This window comes from Pseudomonas sp. CVAP#3, from assembly GCF_018986375.1.
In the GTDB taxonomy this organism is placed as follows: Bacteria; Pseudomonadota; Gammaproteobacteria; order Pseudomonadales; family Pseudomonadaceae; genus Aquipseudomonas; species Aquipseudomonas helvetica.
This window is the reverse complement of the sequence record NZ_JAHMSC010000018.1, coordinates 63,722-83,828: the sequence shown is the minus strand read 5'-3', so window position 1 is coordinate 83,828 and position 20,107 is coordinate 63,722. Positions and strand designations below refer to the sequence as shown.

Annotated in this window: 16 protein-coding genes; 5 read left to right on the top strand and 11 right to left on the bottom strand. The window is 59.5% G+C overall.

From position 1 onward, the window contains the following. The first annotated feature begins 54 nt into the window (after window positions 1–54). Window positions 55–1,173: a PilT/PilU family type 4a pilus ATPase gene (locus KRR23_RS23980; protein WP_216744523.1), complete on the top strand. Its 1,119-nt coding sequence runs from the start codon at window positions 55–57 to the stop codon at window positions 1,171–1,173. Window positions 1,174–1,190: 17 nt separating this feature from the next. On the opposite strand, the gene KRR23_RS23975 is transcribed toward KRR23_RS23980, so the two are convergent. The 11 genes from KRR23_RS23975 to KRR23_RS23925 form a co-directional block, all read right to left on the bottom strand. Beyond that, complete coding sequence (locus KRR23_RS23975) at window positions 1,191–3,146, bottom strand: acetoacetate--CoA ligase (protein ID WP_216744522.1); 1,956 nt, start codon at window positions 3,144–3,146, stop codon at window positions 1,191–1,193. Window positions 3,147–3,338: 192 nt separating this feature from the next. Next, entirely contained in the window at window positions 3,339–4,112 is a 774-nt protein-coding gene (locus KRR23_RS23970; RefSeq protein ID WP_216744521.1) for a 3-hydroxybutyrate dehydrogenase, read from the bottom strand. Between the two features lie 7 nt (window positions 4,113–4,119). After that, on the bottom strand, window positions 4,120–5,511 hold the full coding sequence (locus KRR23_RS23965) for a GntP family permease (protein ID WP_216744520.1): 1,392 nt from the start codon (window positions 5,509–5,511) through the stop codon (window positions 4,120–4,122). A gap of 317 nt (window positions 5,512–5,828) precedes the next feature. After that, window positions 5,829–7,244 carry a sigma-54-dependent Fis family transcriptional regulator gene (locus KRR23_RS23960; RefSeq protein ID WP_216744519.1) on the bottom strand — a complete coding sequence of 472 codons (1,416 nt, stop codon included), beginning with the start codon at window positions 7,242–7,244 and terminating at the stop codon, window positions 5,829–5,831. Window positions 7,245–7,305: 61 nt separating this feature from the next. Continuing rightward, the gene (locus tag KRR23_RS23955) at window positions 7,306–8,886 is read right to left on the bottom strand and encodes an ABC transporter ATP-binding protein (protein ID WP_216744518.1); all 1,581 of its coding nucleotides are present in this window, start codon (window positions 8,884–8,886) and stop codon (window positions 7,306–7,308) included. Window positions 8,887–8,913: 27 nt separating this feature from the next. Beyond that, window positions 8,914–9,936: an ABC transporter permease gene (locus KRR23_RS23950; RefSeq protein WP_216744517.1), complete on the bottom strand. Its 1,023-nt coding sequence runs from the start codon at window positions 9,934–9,936 to the stop codon at window positions 8,914–8,916. Then, window positions 9,936–10,994: a microcin C ABC transporter permease YejB gene (locus KRR23_RS23945; RefSeq protein WP_216744516.1), complete on the bottom strand. Its 1,059-nt coding sequence runs from the start codon at window positions 10,992–10,994 to the stop codon at window positions 9,936–9,938. The genes KRR23_RS23950 and KRR23_RS23945 overlap by 1 nt, the downstream gene beginning before the upstream one ends. Next, a complete protein-coding gene (locus tag KRR23_RS23940) occupies window positions 10,994–12,862 on the bottom strand; it encodes an extracellular solute-binding protein (RefSeq protein WP_216744515.1) in 1,869 nt (622 codons plus the stop codon). Before KRR23_RS23940 ends, KRR23_RS23945 begins: the two co-directional genes overlap by 1 nt. Window positions 12,863–12,999: 137 nt before the next feature. Continuing rightward, entirely contained in the window at window positions 13,000–13,281 is a 282-nt protein-coding gene (locus KRR23_RS23935; protein WP_019690941.1) for a peptidylprolyl isomerase, read from the bottom strand. Between the two features lie 141 nt (window positions 13,282–13,422). Continuing rightward, window positions 13,423–14,304 carry a triacylglycerol lipase gene (locus KRR23_RS23930; protein ID WP_216744514.1) on the bottom strand — a complete coding sequence of 294 codons (882 nt, stop codon included), beginning with the start codon at window positions 14,302–14,304 and terminating at the stop codon, window positions 13,423–13,425. A gap of 263 nt (window positions 14,305–14,567) precedes the next feature. Further along, window positions 14,568–15,647 carry a 3-deoxy-7-phosphoheptulonate synthase gene (locus KRR23_RS23925; RefSeq protein WP_216744513.1) on the bottom strand — a complete coding sequence of 360 codons (1,080 nt, stop codon included), beginning with the start codon at window positions 15,645–15,647 and terminating at the stop codon, window positions 14,568–14,570. Window positions 15,648–16,273: 626 nt separating this feature from the next. Between KRR23_RS23925 and KRR23_RS23920 the strand changes: the two genes are divergently transcribed. From KRR23_RS23920 to uvrC, 4 genes are all read left to right on the top strand, one after another. Beyond that, complete coding sequence (locus tag KRR23_RS23920; protein ID WP_216744512.1) at window positions 16,274–17,032, top strand: carbon-nitrogen hydrolase family protein; 759 nt, start codon at window positions 16,274–16,276, stop codon at window positions 17,030–17,032. 9 nt (window positions 17,033–17,041) lie between these two features. Continuing rightward, window positions 17,042–17,476 carry an N-acetyltransferase gene (locus tag KRR23_RS23915; protein ID WP_216744511.1) on the top strand — a complete coding sequence of 145 codons (435 nt, stop codon included), beginning with the start codon at window positions 17,042–17,044 and terminating at the stop codon, window positions 17,474–17,476. Window positions 17,477–17,612: 136 nt separating this feature from the next. Further along, on the top strand, window positions 17,613–18,254 hold the full coding sequence (gene uvrY, locus KRR23_RS23910) for a UvrY/SirA/GacA family response regulator transcription factor (protein ID WP_071555134.1): 642 nt from the start codon (window positions 17,613–17,615) through the stop codon (window positions 18,252–18,254). Between the two features lie 2 nt (window positions 18,255–18,256). Next, window positions 18,257–20,080: an excinuclease ABC subunit UvrC gene (uvrC, locus tag KRR23_RS23905; protein ID WP_054596825.1), complete on the top strand. Its 1,824-nt coding sequence runs from the start codon at window positions 18,257–18,259 to the stop codon at window positions 20,078–20,080. Window positions 20,081–20,107 lie beyond the last annotated feature (27 nt).

Here is a 20,107-nt window from a genome sequence, read left to right as displayed (position 1 = left end):
TGGCGTGCCTTGGCAATTTTCGTTCAATGGAAGGCTCAATGGATATTTTTTGCCATGGAAATTCACTCGCTGCTAAGAATGCTGGCCAGCCAGGATGGCTCCGATCTTTACCTGTCTACCGGAGCACCGCCCACCGGGCGATTTAATGGTGCGCTCAGAGCGCTGGCCAGCGAGGCCTTCAAGTCCGGCGAGATCGCCGGGATTGCCGAGGCCATTATGGACGCCGAGCAGCGCGCGGAGTTCGACCGCGAGCTGGAAATGAACCTGGCGGTTTCTCTGGTCGGGGTCGGGCGCTTTCGAGTCAACATCTTCAAACAGCGTAATGATGTGTCGATCGTCGCACGCAACATCAAACTCGATATCCCACGCTTTGAAGACCTCAAACTGCCTGCCGTGCTGCTTGAGACGGTGATGCTTAAGCAGGGACTGATGCTGTTCGTCGGCGCCACGGATTCGGGCAAGTCGACCTCGCTGGCAGCGTTGATCGATTACCGTAATCGCCACAGCAGCGGGCACATCATCACCATCGAAGACCCGGTGGAATATATCCATCGCCATCAGAAATCGATCATCAACCAGCGTGAGGTAGGCGTGGATACACGCAGCTTTCACTCCGCCCTGAAGAACACCCTGCGCCAGGCCCCGGACGTGGTGCTGATCGGCGAAATCCGCGACCGCGAAACCATGGAGCATGCGTTGGCCTTTGCCGACACCGGGCACCTGGTGATCTCCACCTTGCACGCCCACAACGCCAATCAGGCGCTGGACCGGATCATCAACTTTTTCCCTGAAGAGCGCCGCGGGCAGTTGCTCAATGATCTGGGTAACAACCTCAAGGCCTTCGTTTCCCAACGCCTGGTACGCACTCGCGAAGGGCAGCGCCGGGCGGCGGTGGAGGTGATGCTCGGTACGCCAACCATTGGCGATCTGATTCGGCGCAATGAGCTTCACCAGCTCAAGGAGATCATGGAAAAGTCGGCAGAGTCGGGAATGAAGACGTTTGATACGGCGTTGTTCGATTTGGTTGTCGAGGGTGCGATCGATGAAGAGGAGGCATTGAAAAACGCCGATTCGGTGAATAACTTGCGCTTGCGTCTGAAGTTGCACGCGGACAGTGTGCCGAATGCCACCCCCCCATCCACCGAAACCGGTGAATGGGGGCTGATGGATTGACCCATCCTGCGTAGGCGTTAGCTCTGCAATTCCGGTCGATCCCGAAATTGCTCCAGCGCTTCTGGGTTGGCCAGCGCATCGGTATTTTTCACCGGCTGGCCGTGCACGACATTTCTGACGGCCAACTCGACCACCTTGCCGCTGATGGTTCGCGGTATATCCGTCACCGCCACGATCTTCGCCGGCACATGCCGAGGCGTGGTATTGGCGCGAATGACCTGGCGAATCTCCTGCTCAAGTTTTTCGTCCAGCGTTACGCCTTCACGCAGGCGCACGAACAACACCACGCGCACGTCATCCTGCCATTGCTGGCCGATGGCGACCGAGTCCAGTACCTGATGGACTTTTTCCACCTGACGGTAGATCTCCGCGGTGCCGATGCGTACGCCGCCGGGGTTGAGTACTGCGTCGGAGCGCCCGTGGATCAGCCAGCTGCCATTGGGCCGTTGTTCGGCGTAGTCGCCCTGAGCCCAGACGCCCGGAAACTGGCTGAAATACGATGCGCGGAGTTTTTCCTGCTGCGGGTCGCTCCATAGACCGATCGGCATCGCCGGGAAGTGCCGGGTGCAGACCAGTTCGCCTTTTTCACCGATCACCGGTTGACCGGCCTCATTCCAGACTTCAACCGCCATGCCCAGGCCTTTGCACTGCATCTCGCCACGGCGGACCGGCAGGACCGGATTGCCGGCAAGAAAGCAGGAAATGATGTCGGTACCGCCGGACATCGACGACAGGCACAGATCGCTTTTGATCTCGCGATAAACGTACTCGTAGCTTTGCGGCGACAGTGCCGAACCGGTCGAGAGCAGGGCTTTCAGGCTGCTCAGGTCATGGCTGAGGCGCGGCTGGATCTCATTGCTTTCAAGGGTCGCGAGGTATTTTGGGCTGGTGCCGAAGACGCTGATGGCTTCGCTGTCGACCAGGTCGATCAAGCGTTGCGGGCCGGGGTGGAAAGGCGAGCCGTCATACAGCACCACGCTGCTGCCGACCGCCAATGCCGAAACCAGCCAGTTCCACATCATCCAGCCACAGGTGGTGTAGTAGAAAAGTCGGTCGTCAGACCCGAGGTCGACGTGCAAACCGTGTTCCTTGACGTGTTGCAGCAGCACGCCACCGACGCTGTGAATGATGCATTTTGGCACGCCAGTGGTGCCGCTGGAGTAGAGAATGTACAGCGGATGCGCGAAGGGCACCGCGACGAACCCGGGCTCGCCGCCCGGACGATAAAAACTGTCCCACAACGCAACGTTGGCTTGGGTTTTATAGTCTTCAATACGGGCTTGCGGCCGGACGTATGGGACGATGATCAGTTGCTGCAGTGATGGCAGGCGTTCGAGGATTTCGTTGACCTTGGTGGTCTGGTCGATCTCTTTCCCGGCGTAGCGATAACCGGCGCAGGTGATCAGCACTTTCGGTTCGATCTGGCCGAAGCGGTCGACCACGCCGGTCGTGCCGAAATCCGGTGACGAGCAGGACCAGATCGCTCCCAGACTGGTGGTCGCGAGCATGCCCACCAGGGTCTGCCAGGTGTTCGGCATGCATGCCGCGACTCGATCACCCAGGCCGACGCCAGCGGCTCTCAGGCTTTTTTGCAGGCCGGCGACGTGCTCAGCCAGTTCAAAGTAACTCAAGGTTTCGCGCTGGCCATTCTCGGCGATGGCAATCACGGCAGTTGCGTCATCGCGACGACGCAGCAGGTGTTCGGCAAAGTTCAACGTGGCGCCGGGGAACCACTCGGCGCTGGGCATTTGCGGGCCTTCACGCAGCACCGTGCTCGCTGGCTGGTGAAACCTGATCTCGAAAAAGTCGACGATGGCCTGCCAGAAATCTTCGCGTCGATCGATGCTCCATTGGTGCAGAGCGGGGTAGTCCGCGAGTGCCAGGTTGTACCGCTGATTGCTGAAGCGGCGGAAGGCATCCATGCGGGTCTTGCCGATGCGTTCGGCGCTGGGTTGCCAAAGAACTTCTGACATGATTGGCCTCTTTTTTTATGACTGCACACACGCTGTTGTGGCGAGCGGGCTTGCCCGCGTTGGGCTGCGAAGCGGCCCCAATAATGGCATGCGTACTCTCGGACAACGCATTAGCCGGACTTGCGACTGCTGCGCCCGAACGCGGACCGGCCGACGGGGGCAAGCCCCCTCGCCACAGAGTTTGAGTAGAGGCTACTGCGCCAGCCACCCACCATCAATATTCCACGCGGCGCCGCGCACCTGGCTGCCGGCGTCACTGCACAGGAACAGCACCAGTTCGCCCAGTTGTGACGGGGTGACGAATTCCAGCGATGGTTGCTTTTCGGCCAGCAAATCATGTTGCGCCTGCTGTGGGTCAATCCCTGCTGCGGCACGGTCGTCGATCTGCTTTTGCACTAGTGGGGTCAGCACCCAGCCTGGGCAGATGGCGTTGCAAGTGACGTTGCTGGTGGCGGTTTCCAGGCCGACCACTTTGGTCAGGCCGATGACCCCGTGCTTGGCAGCGACGTAGGCGGCCTTGCCCACCGAGCCGACCTGGCCGTGTACCGAGGCGATGTTGACGATCCGTCCCCAACCCTTGGCGCGCATGCCTGGCAGGCTGAGACGGGTGCTGTGAAAGACCGACGACAGATTGATCGCAATGATCGAATCCCAGCGCTCCACAGGGAAGTCTTCCACCGCAGACACGTGCTGGATGCCAGCGTTGTTCACCAGAATATCGACGCCGCCGAACTCACGCTCGGCGTAGGCGATCATCTCGGCAATTTGCGCGGGGTCGCTGACATCGGCTGGGTGATGGCCGACCTTGCCGCCGAACTGTTGCACCTGCGCGATGACCGTGGAGGCATCGCCGAAACCATTGAGGATCAGGTTGGCGCCGGCCTTGGCCAGGCTCAGCGCGATGCCCAGACCGATGCCGCTGGTGGAGCCGGTGACCAGTGCGGTTTTGCCCGAAAGAGTTGTCATGAATGCCTCACACAATGCCGGTGGCGTAGAAAGTACCGATGACTACGAAGACCGCCAGGGTCTTGATCAGCGTAATACAGAAAATGTCTTTATAGGCTTCGCGGTGGGTCAGGCCCGTCACCGCGAGCAAGGTAATGACCGCGCCGTTGTGCGGCAGGGTGTCCATGCCGCCACTGGCCATGGCGGCGACCCGGTGCAGCACTTCCAGCGGAATGTTCGCCGCATGGGCTGCCGCGATGAAGTCATTGGCCATCGCCGCCAGGGCGATACTCATGCCGCCCGAGGCCGAGCCGGTGATGCCGGCCAGCAGGGTCACGGTGATCGCTTCATTGACCAGCGGATTAGGGATGCTTTTCAGCCAGTCGGCCAGCACCAGGAAGCCCGGCAAGGAGGCGATGACCGCGCCAAAACCGTATTCCGACGCGGTGTTCATGGCCGCCAGCAAGGCGCCGCTGACCGCGCTTCTGCTGCCCTCGGCGAGCTTGCCGCGGATTGCCTGGAAGCCGAATACCAGCACCATGATGATGCCGACCAGCAACGCTGCCTGGACTGCCCAGATCGCGGTGAGTTTGGCGATTTCGGTGGTCACCGGCGCAGCCATGCCCGGCAGGCTGAGGCTGTGGGTCTTGCCGTACCACAGCGGAATCCAGTGGGTGAACAGCAGGTTCATGATGCCCACCAGCAGCAACGGCGAGAGCGCGATCCACGGGTTAGGCAGTTTCACGTCTGCGGCAGTTTCCGGCTCGTTGCGCAGTACCGAGCCATAGCCTTCACCGCTGAGCTGGGCTTTGTTGCGCTGGCGCTGGAGGAACAGCATGCCGGCGCAGAACACGAAAATCGCGCCGATCAACCCCAGCCAGGGCGCGGCCCAGGCCGTGGTATTGAAGAAGGTGCTGGGGATGATGTTCTGAATTTGCGGCGTGCCGGGCAGGGCGTCCATGGTGAAGGAAAACGCGCCGAGGGCGATGGTCGCCGGGATCAGCCGTTTCGGGATATTGCTCTGACGGAACATCTCCGCCGCAAACGGATATACCGCGAACACCACGACGAACAACGACACGCCACCGTAGGTGAGCAGGGCGCAGACCAGCACGATCACCAGCATCGCCTGACGAGTGCCGAGCAGGCGAATCGCGGCAGCGACGATCGAGCGCGAAAAGCCCGACAGCTCAATCAGCTTGCCAAACACCGCGCCGAGCAGGAACACCGGGAAATACAGTTTGATGAAACCGACCATCTTCTCCATGAACACGCCGGTAAAGGCGGGTGCAACGGCAGAAGGGTCAGTGAGCAGGACCGCGCCAAGAGCGGCAATCGGAGCGAAGAGAATGACGCTGTAGCCACGATAAGCAGCCAGCATCAGCAGCGCGAGGGCTGCCAAGGCAATGATCACACTCATGGTGTGTCTCCTGGATTGTTATTTTTGTGGGGTGGATCTTTTGTAGGAGAGGGCGTTAGCGAGTTTCATGCCATTCAAGCAACTTGTTGAAATATATGGATATTTCTTTTTATTTCGCTGATGGGGAAATAATTTTTCTCAGATTAGAGACTTGTGGTGACTTGGATCGCCTTATCGCGAGCAGGCTCGCTCCCACATTTGTTCGGGGTTGCCCCGCAAATGTGCGGGTCTAATGCAATTCAGTGTGGGAGCGAGCTTGCTCGCGATGGCCGTAATGCGGTTCCAAGTCATGTCTATAAACAGAGAGCAATGTCTCTTTATAGAGACTCGGCAATCCCCAACGCTACCATCTTCTTGTACAGCGTCGACCGCCCAAGCCCCAGCCGTGCCGCCGCCTCGATCACCTTGCCACCACAGTGCGCAAGCGTGTTTTCAATCAACTGCCGGTCGAAGCGTTCGCGTGCAGCACTGAAGGTCTCATTGGCATGCGTTTCAATGGCCAGTGGCGCGGAGCGCTGTACCGGCACAAAACTGCCAATCGCCGCGCGAATTTCCGCAGCATTGAGGATCAGGTCATCGCTGAGCAAAGCGGCCCGCTCCAGCACGTTGCGCAGTTCGCGAATATTTCCCGGCCAGGCGTGTTGGCTGAGCAATTCCAGCGCCTGGCTGTCGAGTTCATGCTGACTGCGCAGTTCTTCCAGGATTGCTTCGCTCAGGGCCGGCAGATCGTCGAGGCGTTCGCGCAGCGGCGGCACCTGGATGGGCAATACGTTGAGGCGGTAATACAGGTCGGCACGAAACTCGCCGCGTTTGATCGCCGCTTCGAGGTCGGTGGAGGTCGCGGCGATCACCCGTACATCGCTTTGGATCACTTCGTTAGAGCCGACCGGTTCGAATTCTTTTTCCTGCAATACCCGAAGCAGTTTGCTTTGCAACGGCAGCGGCATGTCGCCGATTTCGTCGAGAAACAACGTCCCGCCCTGAGCGATCTGCAGCTTGCCGGAGCGGCCCTTGCGATCTGCACCGGTGAAGGCGCCAGGCGCGGTGCCGAAAAACTCGGCTTCGAGCAACGCTTCGGGGATCGCCGCGCTGTTGATGCTGACGAAGGCTTTATGCGCCCGAGGCGAGGCCCCATGAATCGCCTGGGCCAGCAGTTCTTTGCCGGTGCCGGTTTCACCCAGCAACAAGACCGGGGATTCGGTGCTGGCGCTACGTCGGGCGCGGCGTTTGACCTCCAGGCTGGCGGCGCTTGTGCCGATGAAGTGGGCGAAGGTGTACTTGGCTTGCCGGGCCCGCAGCAGCGAACGCGTGGACGCAAGCTCTTCCTGCATGCTCAGGTAACGCTTGAGCATCGGCGACAGGCTGCGCAGTTCATCGAACAGTGCGAAGCCGATGGCACCGATCACCGCGCCGGTGTCATCGTGAATCGGCAGGCGCATCACCACCAGAGGCTCTTTGGAAGTGTCCTGCATGTCCAGCAGGATCGGTCGACCGGTACGCACCACCTCGCGCAACAGGCTGCCGGGGATCACGCTTTCACAAGGCCTGCCGATTGCCACTTCAGCTGACGCCAGACCGAAGCGCTTGGCATAACGTTCGTTCATCCAGACGATGTTCGCATCGCGGTCGACGATCACCGTGCCTTCGCTGGACTGCTCGATGATCTCGAACAACGAGCGGATCGCCAGCATGCGCACACGTTGGTAGTCCTTGAGGCTTTCGGTGGTGTTCATGGTTTCACATTCCAGAATGTGTATTGCCTGTGCTGGCCCCTCGCGACGCGGTCCGAAGGGATCATACCCAGCCCGGATGCGCTGCGGCCAACAGCTCTTTGGTATAGGGGTGCTGCGGTGCGGCGAACACGTCATGGCTGGCGCCGCGTTCCACGACTTTACCGTCCTTGATCACGATCATGTCATGGGCCAGGGCGCGAACCACTGCCAGGTCATGGCTGATGAACAGGTAGGTCAGGCCGTATTTTTCCTGAAGCTGGCGGAGCAGGGCGACCACCTGTTTTTGCACCGTGCGATCAAGTGCCGAGGTCGGTTCGTCGAGCAGGATCAGCGCGGGCTTGAGTACCAGAGCGCGGGCGATGGCAATCCGTTGGCGTTGGCCACCGGAGAATTCGTGCGGGTAGCGGTGGCGGCTTTGCGGGTCAAGGCCAACCTCTTTCAGCACCTGAATGACCTGGGTCTCGCATTCGGCAGCACTCGATTGGCTGTGGACTTCCAGCCCTTCGCTGATGATCTGTGCGACTGACATTCGCGGGCTGAGGCTGCCGAACGGGTCCTGGAACACTACCTGCATCTGCTTGCGCCAGGGCCGCAGCTGCTTCTGGTTCAGGCTGTCGAGCGCCTCGCCCTGAAAGCGGATGCTGCCGTCGGAGTCGAGCAGGCGCAGGATCGCCTGGCCGAGGGTGGACTTGCCGGAACCGGATTCGCCAACGATGCCCAGCGTCTTGCCACGTTGAATACTCAGGCTGATGCCGTCGACTGCATGCAGCCAGGTTTTGCGCTGGAACAATCCGCCGCCCAGCGGAAAGCGCACATTGAGGTCGTTGACTTCCAGCACTACTTCACGCTCGTCACGAGGCAGGGGTTCGCCTTCCGGTTCGGCGTTCAACAGCAGGCGACTGTAGGGATGTTGCGGGTGGTCGAAGAGGCGCTCGCACTCGGCTTGCTCGACGATTTCCCCAGCGTGCATAACGCAGACACGCTGGGCGATGCTGCGCACCAGATTGAGGTCGTGGCTGATCAACAGCAGCGACATGCCCAGGCGTTGTTGCAGTGATTTGAGCAGCAGCAGGATCTTGCGCTGCACCGTCACATCGAGCGCGGTGGTTGGCTCATCGGCGATCAGCAACTCGGGTTCGCAGGCCAGCGCCATGGCGATCATCACCCGTTGCCGCTGGCCACCGGAGAGCTGGTGCGGATAGGCTTTCAGGCGCTCTGCGGGTTTCTGGATACCCACCAGTTCGAGCAGCTCAAGGGTGCGCTTTTGCGCTGCCTTGCCACCGAGTCCCTTGTGCACCAGCAGGGTTTCGCCAATCTGCTTTTCGACGCTGTGCAACGGATTGAGGGAGGTCATCGGCTCCTGGAAAATCATCGCGATGCGATTGCCGCGTAATGTTCGCAGGGTCGCGACGTCCGCGCCGATCAGTTCCTGGCCACGATAGCGAATGCTGCCCCGGGTTTCGCTGCCACCTTCAGGTAACAGTTGCAGGATCGAATGAGCAGTCACCGATTTGCCCGAGCCGGACTCGCCGACCAGCGCCAGGCACTCGCCGGGGCGGATGTCCAGGCACAGGTTGCGCACCGCGGCCTGGCCACTGAAGGCCACGTTGAGGTCACGGATTTCGATCAGGTTGTCACTCATTTCAACTGTCCACTTCAAGATCGAGGCTCAAGAGCGCGGATCAAATGCATCACGCAATGCTTCACCGATAAACACCAGTAGAGAAAGAATCAGCGCCAGGGTGAAAAACGCCGTCAACCCGAGCCACGGCGCTTGCAGATTCTGTTTGCCCTGACCGATCAGCTCACCCAGCGAAGCGCTGCCGGCGGGCATGCCGAAGCCGAGGAAGTCGAGGGCAGTGAGGGTCGAGATCGCCCCGGTGAGAATGAACGGCAGGTAACTCAAGGTTGCGTTCATCGCGTTTGGCAGAATGTGCCGCACGATCACTTTACGGTCGGTCAGGCCCAATGCACGTGCCGCTTTGACGTACTCCAGATTGCGCCCGCGAAGGAACTCGGCGCGCACCACGTCCACCAGTGCCAGCCAGGAAAACAGCGCCATGATCCCCAGCAGCCACCAGAAATTCGGCTCAACGAACCCCGACAGGATGATAAGCAGGTAAAGCACTGGCAGTCCTGACCAGACCTCCAGCAAGCGCTGACCAAACAAGTCGACCCAGCCACCGTAGTAACCCTGCAAGGCGCCGGCGGCGATGCCGATCAGTGCGCTGATGAAGGTCAGCGCCAGCGCAAACAAAATCGATACGCGGGCGCCGAAGATCACCCGCGCCAACACATCGCGCGCCTGATCATCGGTGCCCAGCCAGTTGACCTTTGACGGCGGGCTCGGCGCGGGCTGATTGAGGTCGTAGTTTGGCGTGTCGTCGCTGAACGGGATCGGCGGGAACAACATCCAGCCGCCGTCCTTGTGGATCAGCTTCTGCACGTAGTCACTGCGGTAATCGGCCTGGAACGGCAGTTGGCCGCCGAATTCCAGTTCGGTGTAGCGCTTGAACGCCGGGAAGTACAACGAGCCCTGATAGCTGAGCACCAGCGGTTTATCGTTGGCGATCAGCTCGCCGCCGAGGGTCAGGACGAACAGGCCGATGAACAGCCACAGCGACCACCAGCCACGGCGGTTTTTTTTGAAGCGTTCCAGGCGTCGACGGGACAGGGGCGAGAGATTGAGCATCAGGCGTTCCTCGCGGCGAAGTCGATACGCGGGTCGACCAGGGTGTAGCAAAGGTCACCGATGAGTTTTATCAAAAGACCGAACAGGGTGAAGATGAACAGCGAACCGAACACTACCGGGTAGTCCCGGGATACCGCCGCTTCGTAACTCATCCGCCCCAGGCCATCGAGGGAAAAGATCACCTCGATCAACAGGGATCCGGCGAAAAATACGCTGATAAACGCCTGCGGAATGCCCGAAACCACCAGCAGCATCGCATTGCGAAACACGTGGCCATACAGTACTCGGCGCTCGCTCAAGCCTTTGGCGCGGGCGGTGACCACGTATTGGCGGGTGATCTCGTTGAGGAAGGAGTTCTTGGTCAGGATGGTCAAGGTAGCGAAACCGCCAACCACCAGCGCCGTCACCGGCAGCACCAGGTGCCAGAAATAATCGGTGACTTTGCCCAGTGTCGACAACTGTTCGAAATTCTCCGAGACCAGTCCTCGTACCGGAAACCAGTTCAACGACGTACCACCGGCAAACACCACGATCAGAAACATCGCAAACAGAAACGCCGGCATCGCATAACCGATGATGATCGCAGTGCTGCTCCAGATATCGAAATGGCTACCGTGATGCACGGCTTTGCGAATCCCCAGCGGGATCGACACCAGGTAAGTGATCAGTGTCGCCCAGAGCCCGAGGGAGATGGTCACCGGCATTTTTTCGAGGATCAGGTCAGTGACCGTGGCGCCGCGAAAGAAGCTCTTGCCGAAGTCCAGTCGGGCATAGCTGGTGATCATCAGCCACAGGCGTTCCGGTGCCGGTTTGTCGAAGCCGTACTGTTTTTCGATGTCCTTGATCAATTGTGGATCAAGACCCCGACTGGCCCGCGAGCCGTGGCTGACGGCGTCACCGGAAGCCCCGATGGCTGGGCCGCCGATGCCTTGCAGGTGAGCGATGGCCTGCTCGACCGGGCCACCCGGCGCGGCCTGCACGATCACGAAGTTGACCAGCAGAATGATCACCAGCGTCGGAATGATCAGCAGCAAACGTCGAACTATATAAGCCAGCATCAATGCGGCCCTCCGGGTTTGCCACGGCTGATGCGTTCGGCGGCCATCTGTTCGTTGGTCAGCGGCGTTGGGCTCATTTCCCACCAGCTCTCGATGGCTTCGTCATTGCTCGCTTGTATCGCCGGAATGCCGAAACGGTTCCACCACACGGTCGAGGAACCTGGCGGGTAATAGTTGGGAATCCAGTAGTAGTTCCATTGCAGCACCCGGTCCAGTGCGTGGGCATAACGCAGCATGTCGGCCTGGGTGGTGGCTTTGACCAGACCGGTAATCAGCGTGTCGACGGCCGGATTTTTCAGCACCATGTAATTATTGGAGCCGGGGTCGGTGGCGGCGGCCGAGCCGAAGTAGTTGTACAGCTCGCTCCCTGGCGAGGTGGTCACCGGGTAGCCGGTGACGATCATGTCGTAATCGCGACTCATCAAGCGGTTTACATACTGCGACGAGTCGATCCGGCGGATGTCCAGATTGATCCCGATCTGCGCCAGGTTGCGCTTGTACGGCAGTAGCAGACGGTCCATGCCGTTCTGGCCGATCAGGAAGGTAAACGCCAGTGGCTCGCCTTCGGCGTTGACCAGTCGATCGCCATCGGCTTTCCAGCCGGCTTGTTCGAGCAGCGCCAGTGCCTGCAATTGCTTGTCACGGATCAGGCCGCTGCCGTCGGTCTTTGGTGCTTCGAAAACCTGGGTAAAGACCTCGTCCGGAATCTGCCCGCGCAAGGGTTCGAGAATCGCCAGTTCGCCGGCATCGGGCAGTTGCCTGGCTGCCAACAGGCTATTGGAAAAGTAACTCTGCTGGCGAATGTACATATCGCGCATCATCTGCCGGTTACTCCACTCGAAATCCCAGAGCATCGCCAGGGCCTGACGTACACGGCGGTCCTGGAACATCGGCTTTTGCAGATTGAACACAAAACCCTGGGAAGGTTGTGGTGCCTCTTTGGCCAGATGAGCTTTTTGCAGGCGGCCGTCGTTCAACGCCGGACCTTCGTAACCGATGGAATACGCGGTGGCCGAGAACTCGCGGTTGTAGTCATAGGCGCCGCCGCGCAAGACTTGACGAGCGACGTCGGTGTCGCCGAAGTACTCGATGCTGAAATGGTCGAAGTTGTACAGGCCACGGCTGACAGGCAAGTCCTTGCCCCACCAGTCGGCGTTGCGCTCGAAGGTAATGCTGCGCCCCGAATCAACCTTGCCGACGCGGTACGGGCCGCTGCCCAGGGGGGCTTCGTAACCGCCGCCATTGGCGAAGTCGCGGGTTTTCCACCAGTGCTCGGGAAATACTGGCAGGGTCGCAATGTCCAGGGGCAGGGTGCGGTTTTCGTTGCTCTTGAAGTCGAAGCGAATAGTGCGCGGCGACTCGACTTCGACGCCTTTGACGTCGGCAAATTGGGTGCGATAGCGCAGGCTGCCCTGGGTCATCAGCAGGTCAAAGGTGTAGCGCACGTCTTCGGCGGTGATGGGCGTGCCGTCGGCGAAGCGAGCCTTGGGATTGAGGTAGAAACGCAGCCATAGACCATCGTCGGCACGCTCCATTTTCTCTGCCACCAACCCGTACACGGTGTAGGGCTCATCCAGCGAACGCTGGGCCAGCGGCGAGTAAATCATCCCGTCGACCTGAGTCACGCCAATCCCCTTGTCGATGTACGGCAACACGTGGTCGAAGTGGCCGATTTCCATCGCCGAGCGGCGCATGCTGCCGCCCTTGGGGGCTTGCAGGTTGGTGTAGGCAAAGTGACTGAAACCGGCAGGGTACTTGGCCGGTTCGCCATACACGGTCAAGGCGTGTTGTGGCGCAGCATTCACGCCTGCGGTGCTCAGCAGCAAGGCCAGGGCCGTGAAAATCAATGAGGGGAAAGCCAGTCGCATTGTCAGCCTTAAGAGCCGGATGATCGATAAGCACAATTTGTACGCTAGCAGCGCGTGACTCGCCAGCCATAATCATTCGATCCAAACGCAACGGCCCACCAGAAGGTGGGCCGTTGTTTGAGCAAATCGCGGAATAATCAGTCCTGGCGGCTGGTCACTTCCAGCAGGTGGTAACCGAACTGGGTCTTGACCGGACCTTGTACGGTGTTGACCGGAGCGCTGAAGACCACGGTGTCGAATTCCTTGACCATCTGGCCTGGACCGAACGAACCGAGGTTGCCACCGTCGCGGCTCGACGGGCAAGTGGAGTTGGCTTTGGCGATGGCAGCGAAATCAGCACCGGCTTCGATTTGGGCTTTCAGTTCGTTGCACTTGGCTTCGGTGGCAACCAGGATGTGGCGGGCAGTGGCTTTGGCCATGAGAGAAATCTCCATTCAATGTTCAAGTAAGGTGCTGAGCCTACCGGATTCAGTGACCTATTTCTCGTCAAAGTTCCGTCAAACCATTGTCTGCTGTCGCGACGACTTGCCGTCGCCGCCGTCACCCAACGTCAACAAACCCTAGAGACCGACGCCTTTCAAGCGTTCGGCATGCAGCAAGTACAATTCGACGGGGTCGATGCTTTTGCGTATCAGACCTGCCGTTTGATTGATCGCATCCAGGTGGTCCATTGGGTAATCGGAGCGCAGGACGGTGCCCAGGTGCGAGCTGTAGCGGCCGACCATCCCGTCGTTTTGCTCGGTCTCGCGAGTGAAAAACCTGGAAAAGCCTCGACAAAAAGCGTGCAGCGGATCGAGGGCATGCAGCCCTGCATCCAGCAGGTTGCCCTGCAATGTGCCACTCCAGGAGTAGTAACGAACGCCGTTGACCATTTCTTCGCCGCTGCCACCCCAGGTCTTCGGCAGGCCTTGGGGGTATTTGGCGTTGAACTCAGCGACACCGTCGGTGGTTAAGGCGTTGAGGGCGGCGACGGCGTTCTGCGGGATATTCGGGTTGCCACTGATAAACGACAGGAATTCGACAAACAACGTCGAGACCGCCACTGCGACGTGTTCTGGCAGGTGGCCGGGGGTCAGCGCTTTGCGCAAGCAGTCGGCGAGCTCGGAGCCATGGTTCGGTCCGCTGACCGAGGTCACCGAAGCGATGTTCTGGGGGGCCATCGCTGCGGCATAACGAGCGGTCAGTGCACCTTGGCTATGGCCGATCAGATTGACTTTGCTCGCGCCGGTGCCAGCCAGCACCAGGTCGATTTGTGCCAGCAGTTGCTCGCCACGGACCTCATTGCAGTGAGCGGCCGAGAGGTGGGGTATGAACACTTGAGCGCCGGTGTTCCTCAGTGCCTGTTTCACGCCATGGAAGAGTTCCAGTTTGCCGATGCTTTCGAATCCGAAGAGACCGTGGACCAGCAGGATAGGGTATTGCGTGATTGCATTCCGTTGCATGTGCGTACCTTTATTCCGTAAGTTCGAGTGGGGTTCACGTCCTCACTCTAATGCAGGGCGGCAGGCGAGCGGTGTGGGAAAAAACCGCTAGAAACTGTTGAAAGCGGAATAGAAATAGCGGGAAAGATCAGATTTTTTCGAGGCGTTGCTCGGAACATTTTGAGATCTTTTCGTCAGTGATTGTCTGGCACTGCCGTTCCAGAGGTGCAACTGGAACGGCAGTGCCGGGCAATTGATCGCTGAGTACGTGTATGCGGGTTTGTTCAGATGCCTGCTTCAGGTCCGCGCAGCTTCAGACTGGCGTTGCGCAACAACTGCTCGGTCGCCTCCCACCCCAGGCAGCCGTCAGTCACCGAAACGCCATAGCGCAGCGACGTGCTTAACGGTTGGCAGCCTTCGAACAGATGGCTTTCAAGCATCATGCCAATCAGCGAGCGATTGCCGCTCAGGCGTTGCTCAAGGACTTCGTTGAACACGGCTGGCTGGCGTAGCGGGTCTTTACCGCTGTTGGCATGACTACAATCGACCATGATCCGCGAGGCAATCTTCAGTTTCTGCAAGTCAGCCTGTATGTGCGCGACGCTTTGGACATAATAGTTTGGCCCGCGATGCCCGCCGCGCAGTACCAGATGCGTATCCGGGTTGCCCGGAGTCTGAATGATTGCCGGGTGCCCCTGGCTGTCGACACCGAAGTGCCGATGCGGATGCGCTGCCGAGCGCATGGCGTCGGTGGCTACACCGACGCCGCCATCGGTGCCGTTCTTGAAGCCAACTGGCATGCCCAGGCCGCTGGCCATTTCCCGGTGAATCTGTGATTCGGTGGTGCGTGCACCGATGGCGACCCAGCTCAGCAGGTCATCGAAGTAGCTGGCGGCCATGGGCTGCAGCAGTTCAGTGGCAATCGGCAAACCGAGGCGAAGCATTTCGCGCATCAATTCACGGGAGAGGGTCAAGCCACCGACCATGTCGTCGCTGCCATCCAGGTGCGGGTCGTAGGCCAGGCCTTTCCAGCCCACCGTGGTGCGAGGCTTTTCGATGTAGGCGCGCATTACCACGAGCATTTCATCGCTGACGTCGGCCGCAAGCCGGGCGAGCTTGCCAGCGTATTCGAGGGCGGATTGCGGATCGTGTATCGAACAAGGGCCGACGACGACCAGCAGACGGGAGTCTTCACCGTCGAGAATCGCGCGAACCGCTTCACGGTGGGCAGCGACCTGTTGGGTCAGCGTGAGGGTGAGTGGCAATTGGTGCTTGAGTTGCAGCGAGCTGGGCAAACGCTGGGTCAGCGTTTCATTGGCCGGGCTCAATGTGGACAGCGGCAGAGCAGAGATGGACGAGTTCATATTCGGGCTTCCTGGGCTGGCGGCGGGTTCGGTCCCGCGCGCTCGGCCCTACTGGGGTGTTCGACAATTGGCCGGGTTGGCTTCGAGTGTGTGCATGCCACCTGTGGGTGACCGATCGGAGGCGGCAGGCTGTCCCGAGCGGAGGCTGGTAAATCGCCAGGCGGAAAAACTGTCGTAACGGTAATAAGTGGCGTAGTTCATGTCGTGATTCCTTGAAGTCAGTGATGTCACTAAAAATGTTTGGGGCTGAAAAAACAAAACCCCCGGTCGGGAAGCCGACCGGGGGTTGAGAATTCTCTGGTAGGCGACCCCTTGAGTAGTGGGCGCCGTGTGGGTATCAGGCGCGCCAGTGGCTAAACCAATACCCAAAATAAAAGTTTACCGGTGCGCAGACGCCATTTACCCGTGCAGCCGCAACCGAGCGCGGGGCGCTGGCGATGTGAAGCTGTGAAGGGGTATGCGGCATGGTCTGTCTCCGATGAATGCGCCGAGCTTACTAGAGGCGGGTGTGCAGATTCAATCAGTAAATACTATCGGCTCGCAGGTCAGTTTCTATGGCTTAAGCACGGCGTAGCTTTGTGCCACACTTGGTGATTGCTTGCGGACACTCATCAAGGACAACGCAGATGACGACACTGACCATCGCTGCTGCACAATCGATCTCGATTGCCGGGGACCTTCGCGCCAATATTGCCCGGCACCAGCACTTCATCCGGGTCGCCGCCGAGCAGGGCGTACAACTGTTGGTGTTCCCCGAGTTGTCACTCACGGGGTATGAGCGTGGATTGGCGGCGCAATTGGCGATCGCGCCGGATGCAGCGGTTTTGCAGCCACTGCGGGATCTGGCTCAAGGGCTGGGTATCACCGCTGTAGTCGGAATGCCGATTCGCCTGTCGGCCGATTCGCCGGTACTGATTGGCGCGCTGGTACTGGCTGCCGATGGTTCGCTGGGGGTCTACAGCAAGCAGCATCTGCATTCGGGCGAGGAGGTGGCGTTTGCACCGGGGGCGGGCGGTTCGCTGCTGACAATAGGTGAGGATACGATCGCGTTGGCGGTGTGCGCTGACTTTTCGCATGCCAGTCATGCCGCTGCGGCCGCCGACATGGGGGCGAACCTCTACGCCGCAGGCGTGCTGATTACCGAAGGTGGCTATGCTCCGGACACCACATTGCTGCAGGGTTATGCCGGCGAGCACTCGATGGTGGTGCTGATGGCCAATCATGGCGGTGCAACGGGCGGTTGGGAGTCGGCGGGGCGCAGTGCAATCTGGGCGCCGGACGGTTCGCTGATCACAGCGGCCCCGGGAACCGGGGATTTACTGGTGATCGCCCGTCGAAATTCCAGCGAATGGAGCGGGGAGATCCTGCCCGTGGTCAGTGCATGAGGAGGGCAAATGGATCTTGAGCTGCGGCCGGCCTCGGCGGAACATTTGTCATTTGCGCGAGCACTGACGTGCCAGACGATGCTTGGCTATTACATTCGGCATGACCTGCCGTGGATCGACGAGGCTTTCGATGTTGCCTGGGCAGGTCGGGAAAACTGGCTGATTTGCCAACATGCATCGGTGCTGGGTTTTACCAGCCTGAGCCGCGATTCGAAGGCCCTGTACATTCGCGAGTTGCATGTGGTCGAGGCCTCTCGCGGTCAGGGCGTTGGCACCTGGGCCCTCGAACAGGTGTTTTCGAAAGCCTGTGCAGAGCGACGTCCGGCGTTGCGTTTGACGGTGTTTGAGGACAATCCCGCGCAAGCGCTTTATCAGCGCATGGGCTTGCAGATTGTCGGGCAGGACGACTGTTTCCTGAGGATGGAGCGTAAATGTCTGCGCTGAAAGGTCTGCAAAGCCTGTAGCTCAAGCCATTCAAGACGAATTGAAACTTTTTATATAGCGCTTGCTGCTAGGTCTACCGGATGCTTTTTGCTAAGGTGTTCGGCAACCAATAAGACCATTATCGCGAGGTGTCTGCTTGATTAGGGTGCTAGTAGTCGATGACCATGATCTCGTTCGTACAGGTATTACACGAATGTTGGCTGACATCGATGGTCTGCAAGTAGTCGGCCAGGCTGAGTCGGGGGAGGAATCCCTGCTTAAAGCGCGTGAGTTGAAACCGGATGTGGTGCTGATGGACGTCAAGATGCCTGGGATCGGCGGTCTTGAAGCCACGCGCAAGTTGTTGCGCAGCCACCCGGACATCAAAGTCGTCGCTGTAACCGTGTGCGAGGAAGATCCGTTTCCTACCCGACTGTTACAGGCCGGTGCCGCAGGCTATCTGACCAAGGGCGCAGGGCTTAATGAAATGGTGCAGGCGATTCGCCTGGTATTTGCCGGGCAGCGTTATATCAGTCCGCAAATTGCCCAGCAGTTGGCGATCAAGTCGTTCCAGCCGAGCAATGATTCGCCCTTCGACGCACTGTCCGAGCGGGAGATCCAGATCGCCCTGATGATTGTCGGCTGTCAGAAGGTCCAGATCATTTCCGACAAGCTATGCCTGTCGCCGAAAACCGTGAACACTTACCGTTACCGCATTTTCGAGAAGCTTTCGATCAGCAGCGATGTTGAGTTGACGCTGTTGGCGGTTCGTCACGGCATGGTCGATGCCAGCCTCTGACAATGACTGACCCGTTTGATCCAAGCGCCTTCCTTTCGACCGTCAGTGGGCGCCCTGGTGTGTATCGCATGTTCGACAGCGATGCGCGCCTGCTGTACGTGGGCAAAGCCAAGAACCTGAAGAAACGTCTGGCGAGTTATTTCCGCAAGACCGGCCTGGCACCCAAAACGGCTGCATTGGTTGGCCGAATCGCCCAAATTGAAACCACCATCACCGCCAACGAAACCGAAGCGCTGCTGCTTGAGCAGACGCTGATCAAGGAATGGCGGCCGCCTTACAACATCCTCCTGCGAGACGACAAGTCCTATCCGTATGTGTTTCTTTCGGATGGCGATTTTCCACGCCTGAGCATCCATCGTGGTGCGAAAAAGCTGAAGGGCAAGTACTTCGGTCCTTACCCGAGTGCCGGTGCGATTCGTGAAAGCCTGAGCCTGCTGCAAAAGACCTTTTTTGTTCGTCAGTGCGAAGACAGCTACTACAAGAACCGCACGCGACCCTGCTTGCAGTACCAGATCAAACGGTGCAAGGCGCCCTGCGTCGGCCTGGTCGAACCGCAGGTGTACGCCGAGGATGTGCGTCACTCGGTGATGTTCCTCGAAGGTCGCAGCAATGCACTGACGGACGAGCTGTCCGCAGGCATGGAACAGGCGGCGAGTACCCTCGATTTCGAGCGGGCGGCCGAGCTGCGGGATCAGATTTCCCTGCTGCGCCGGGTGCAGGATCAGCAGAGCATGGAAGGCGGAACGGGAGATGTCGATGTCATCGCGGCGTTCATCAACCCGGGCGGTGCCTGTGTTCATCTGATCAGTGTGCGTGGCGGACGGGTGCTGGGCAGCAAGAACTTTTTCCCGCAGGTGGGTATTGAAGAGGATGTTGCCGAGGTGATGGCGGCGTTTCTTGGCCAGTACTTCATCAGCAGTCCCGAACGCGACTTGCCGAGCGAGTTGATCGTCAACGTGGTCCACGAGGACTTTCCGACCTTGATCGCGGCCATTGAAGAGTTGCGTGGTCGCGAGTTGACCATCAGCCATCGGGTACGCGGTACGCGAGCACGCTGGCAGCAGCTGGCCGTGACCAATGCCGAGCAGGCGCTCGGGGCACGTCTGGCCAACCGTCAGCACGTTGCCGCGCGGTTTGAAGCCTTGGCGCAAGTGCTTGACCTCGATGAGCCGCCGCAACGACTGGAATGCTATGACATCAGTCATTCGAGCGGTGAAGCGACAGTGGCGTCTTGCGTGGTATTTGGCCCGGAAGGGCCGCTGAAGTCCGACTACCGCCGCTACAATATCGAGGGTGTCACGCCGGGCGATGACTACGCGGCGATGCATCAGGCGCTGACTCGACGCTTCAGCAAGCTGAAGGACGGCGAGGGCAAGTTGCCGGACATCTTGCTGGTGGATGGCGGCAAGGGGCAGTTGTCCATGGCGCGTGATGTGCTCAACGAGTTGGCCGTGCCTGACCTGATTCTTCTGGGCGTGGCCAAGGGTGCGACGCGCAAGGCCGGGTTTGAAACGCTGTATCTCAATGACGCCGCCCATGAGTTCACCTTGCGCGGGGATTCTCCGGCGCTGCACTTGATCCAGCAGATCCGCGATGAGGCTCACCGATTCGCCATTACCGGTCACCGCGCGCGACGTGGCAAAACCCGCCGCACTTCAACGCTTGAAGGCGTTGCCGGGGTAGGGCCGACACGGCGGCGTGACCTGTTGAAACATTTTGGTGGATTGCAGGAGCTGTCTCGTGCAAGCATCGAAGAGATCGCCAAAGCACCGGGGATCAGTAAAAAGCTCGCTGAGTTGATTTATGCAAACCTGCACAGCGAGTAGAATGCCCAACTCACCTCGTAGCCAGTT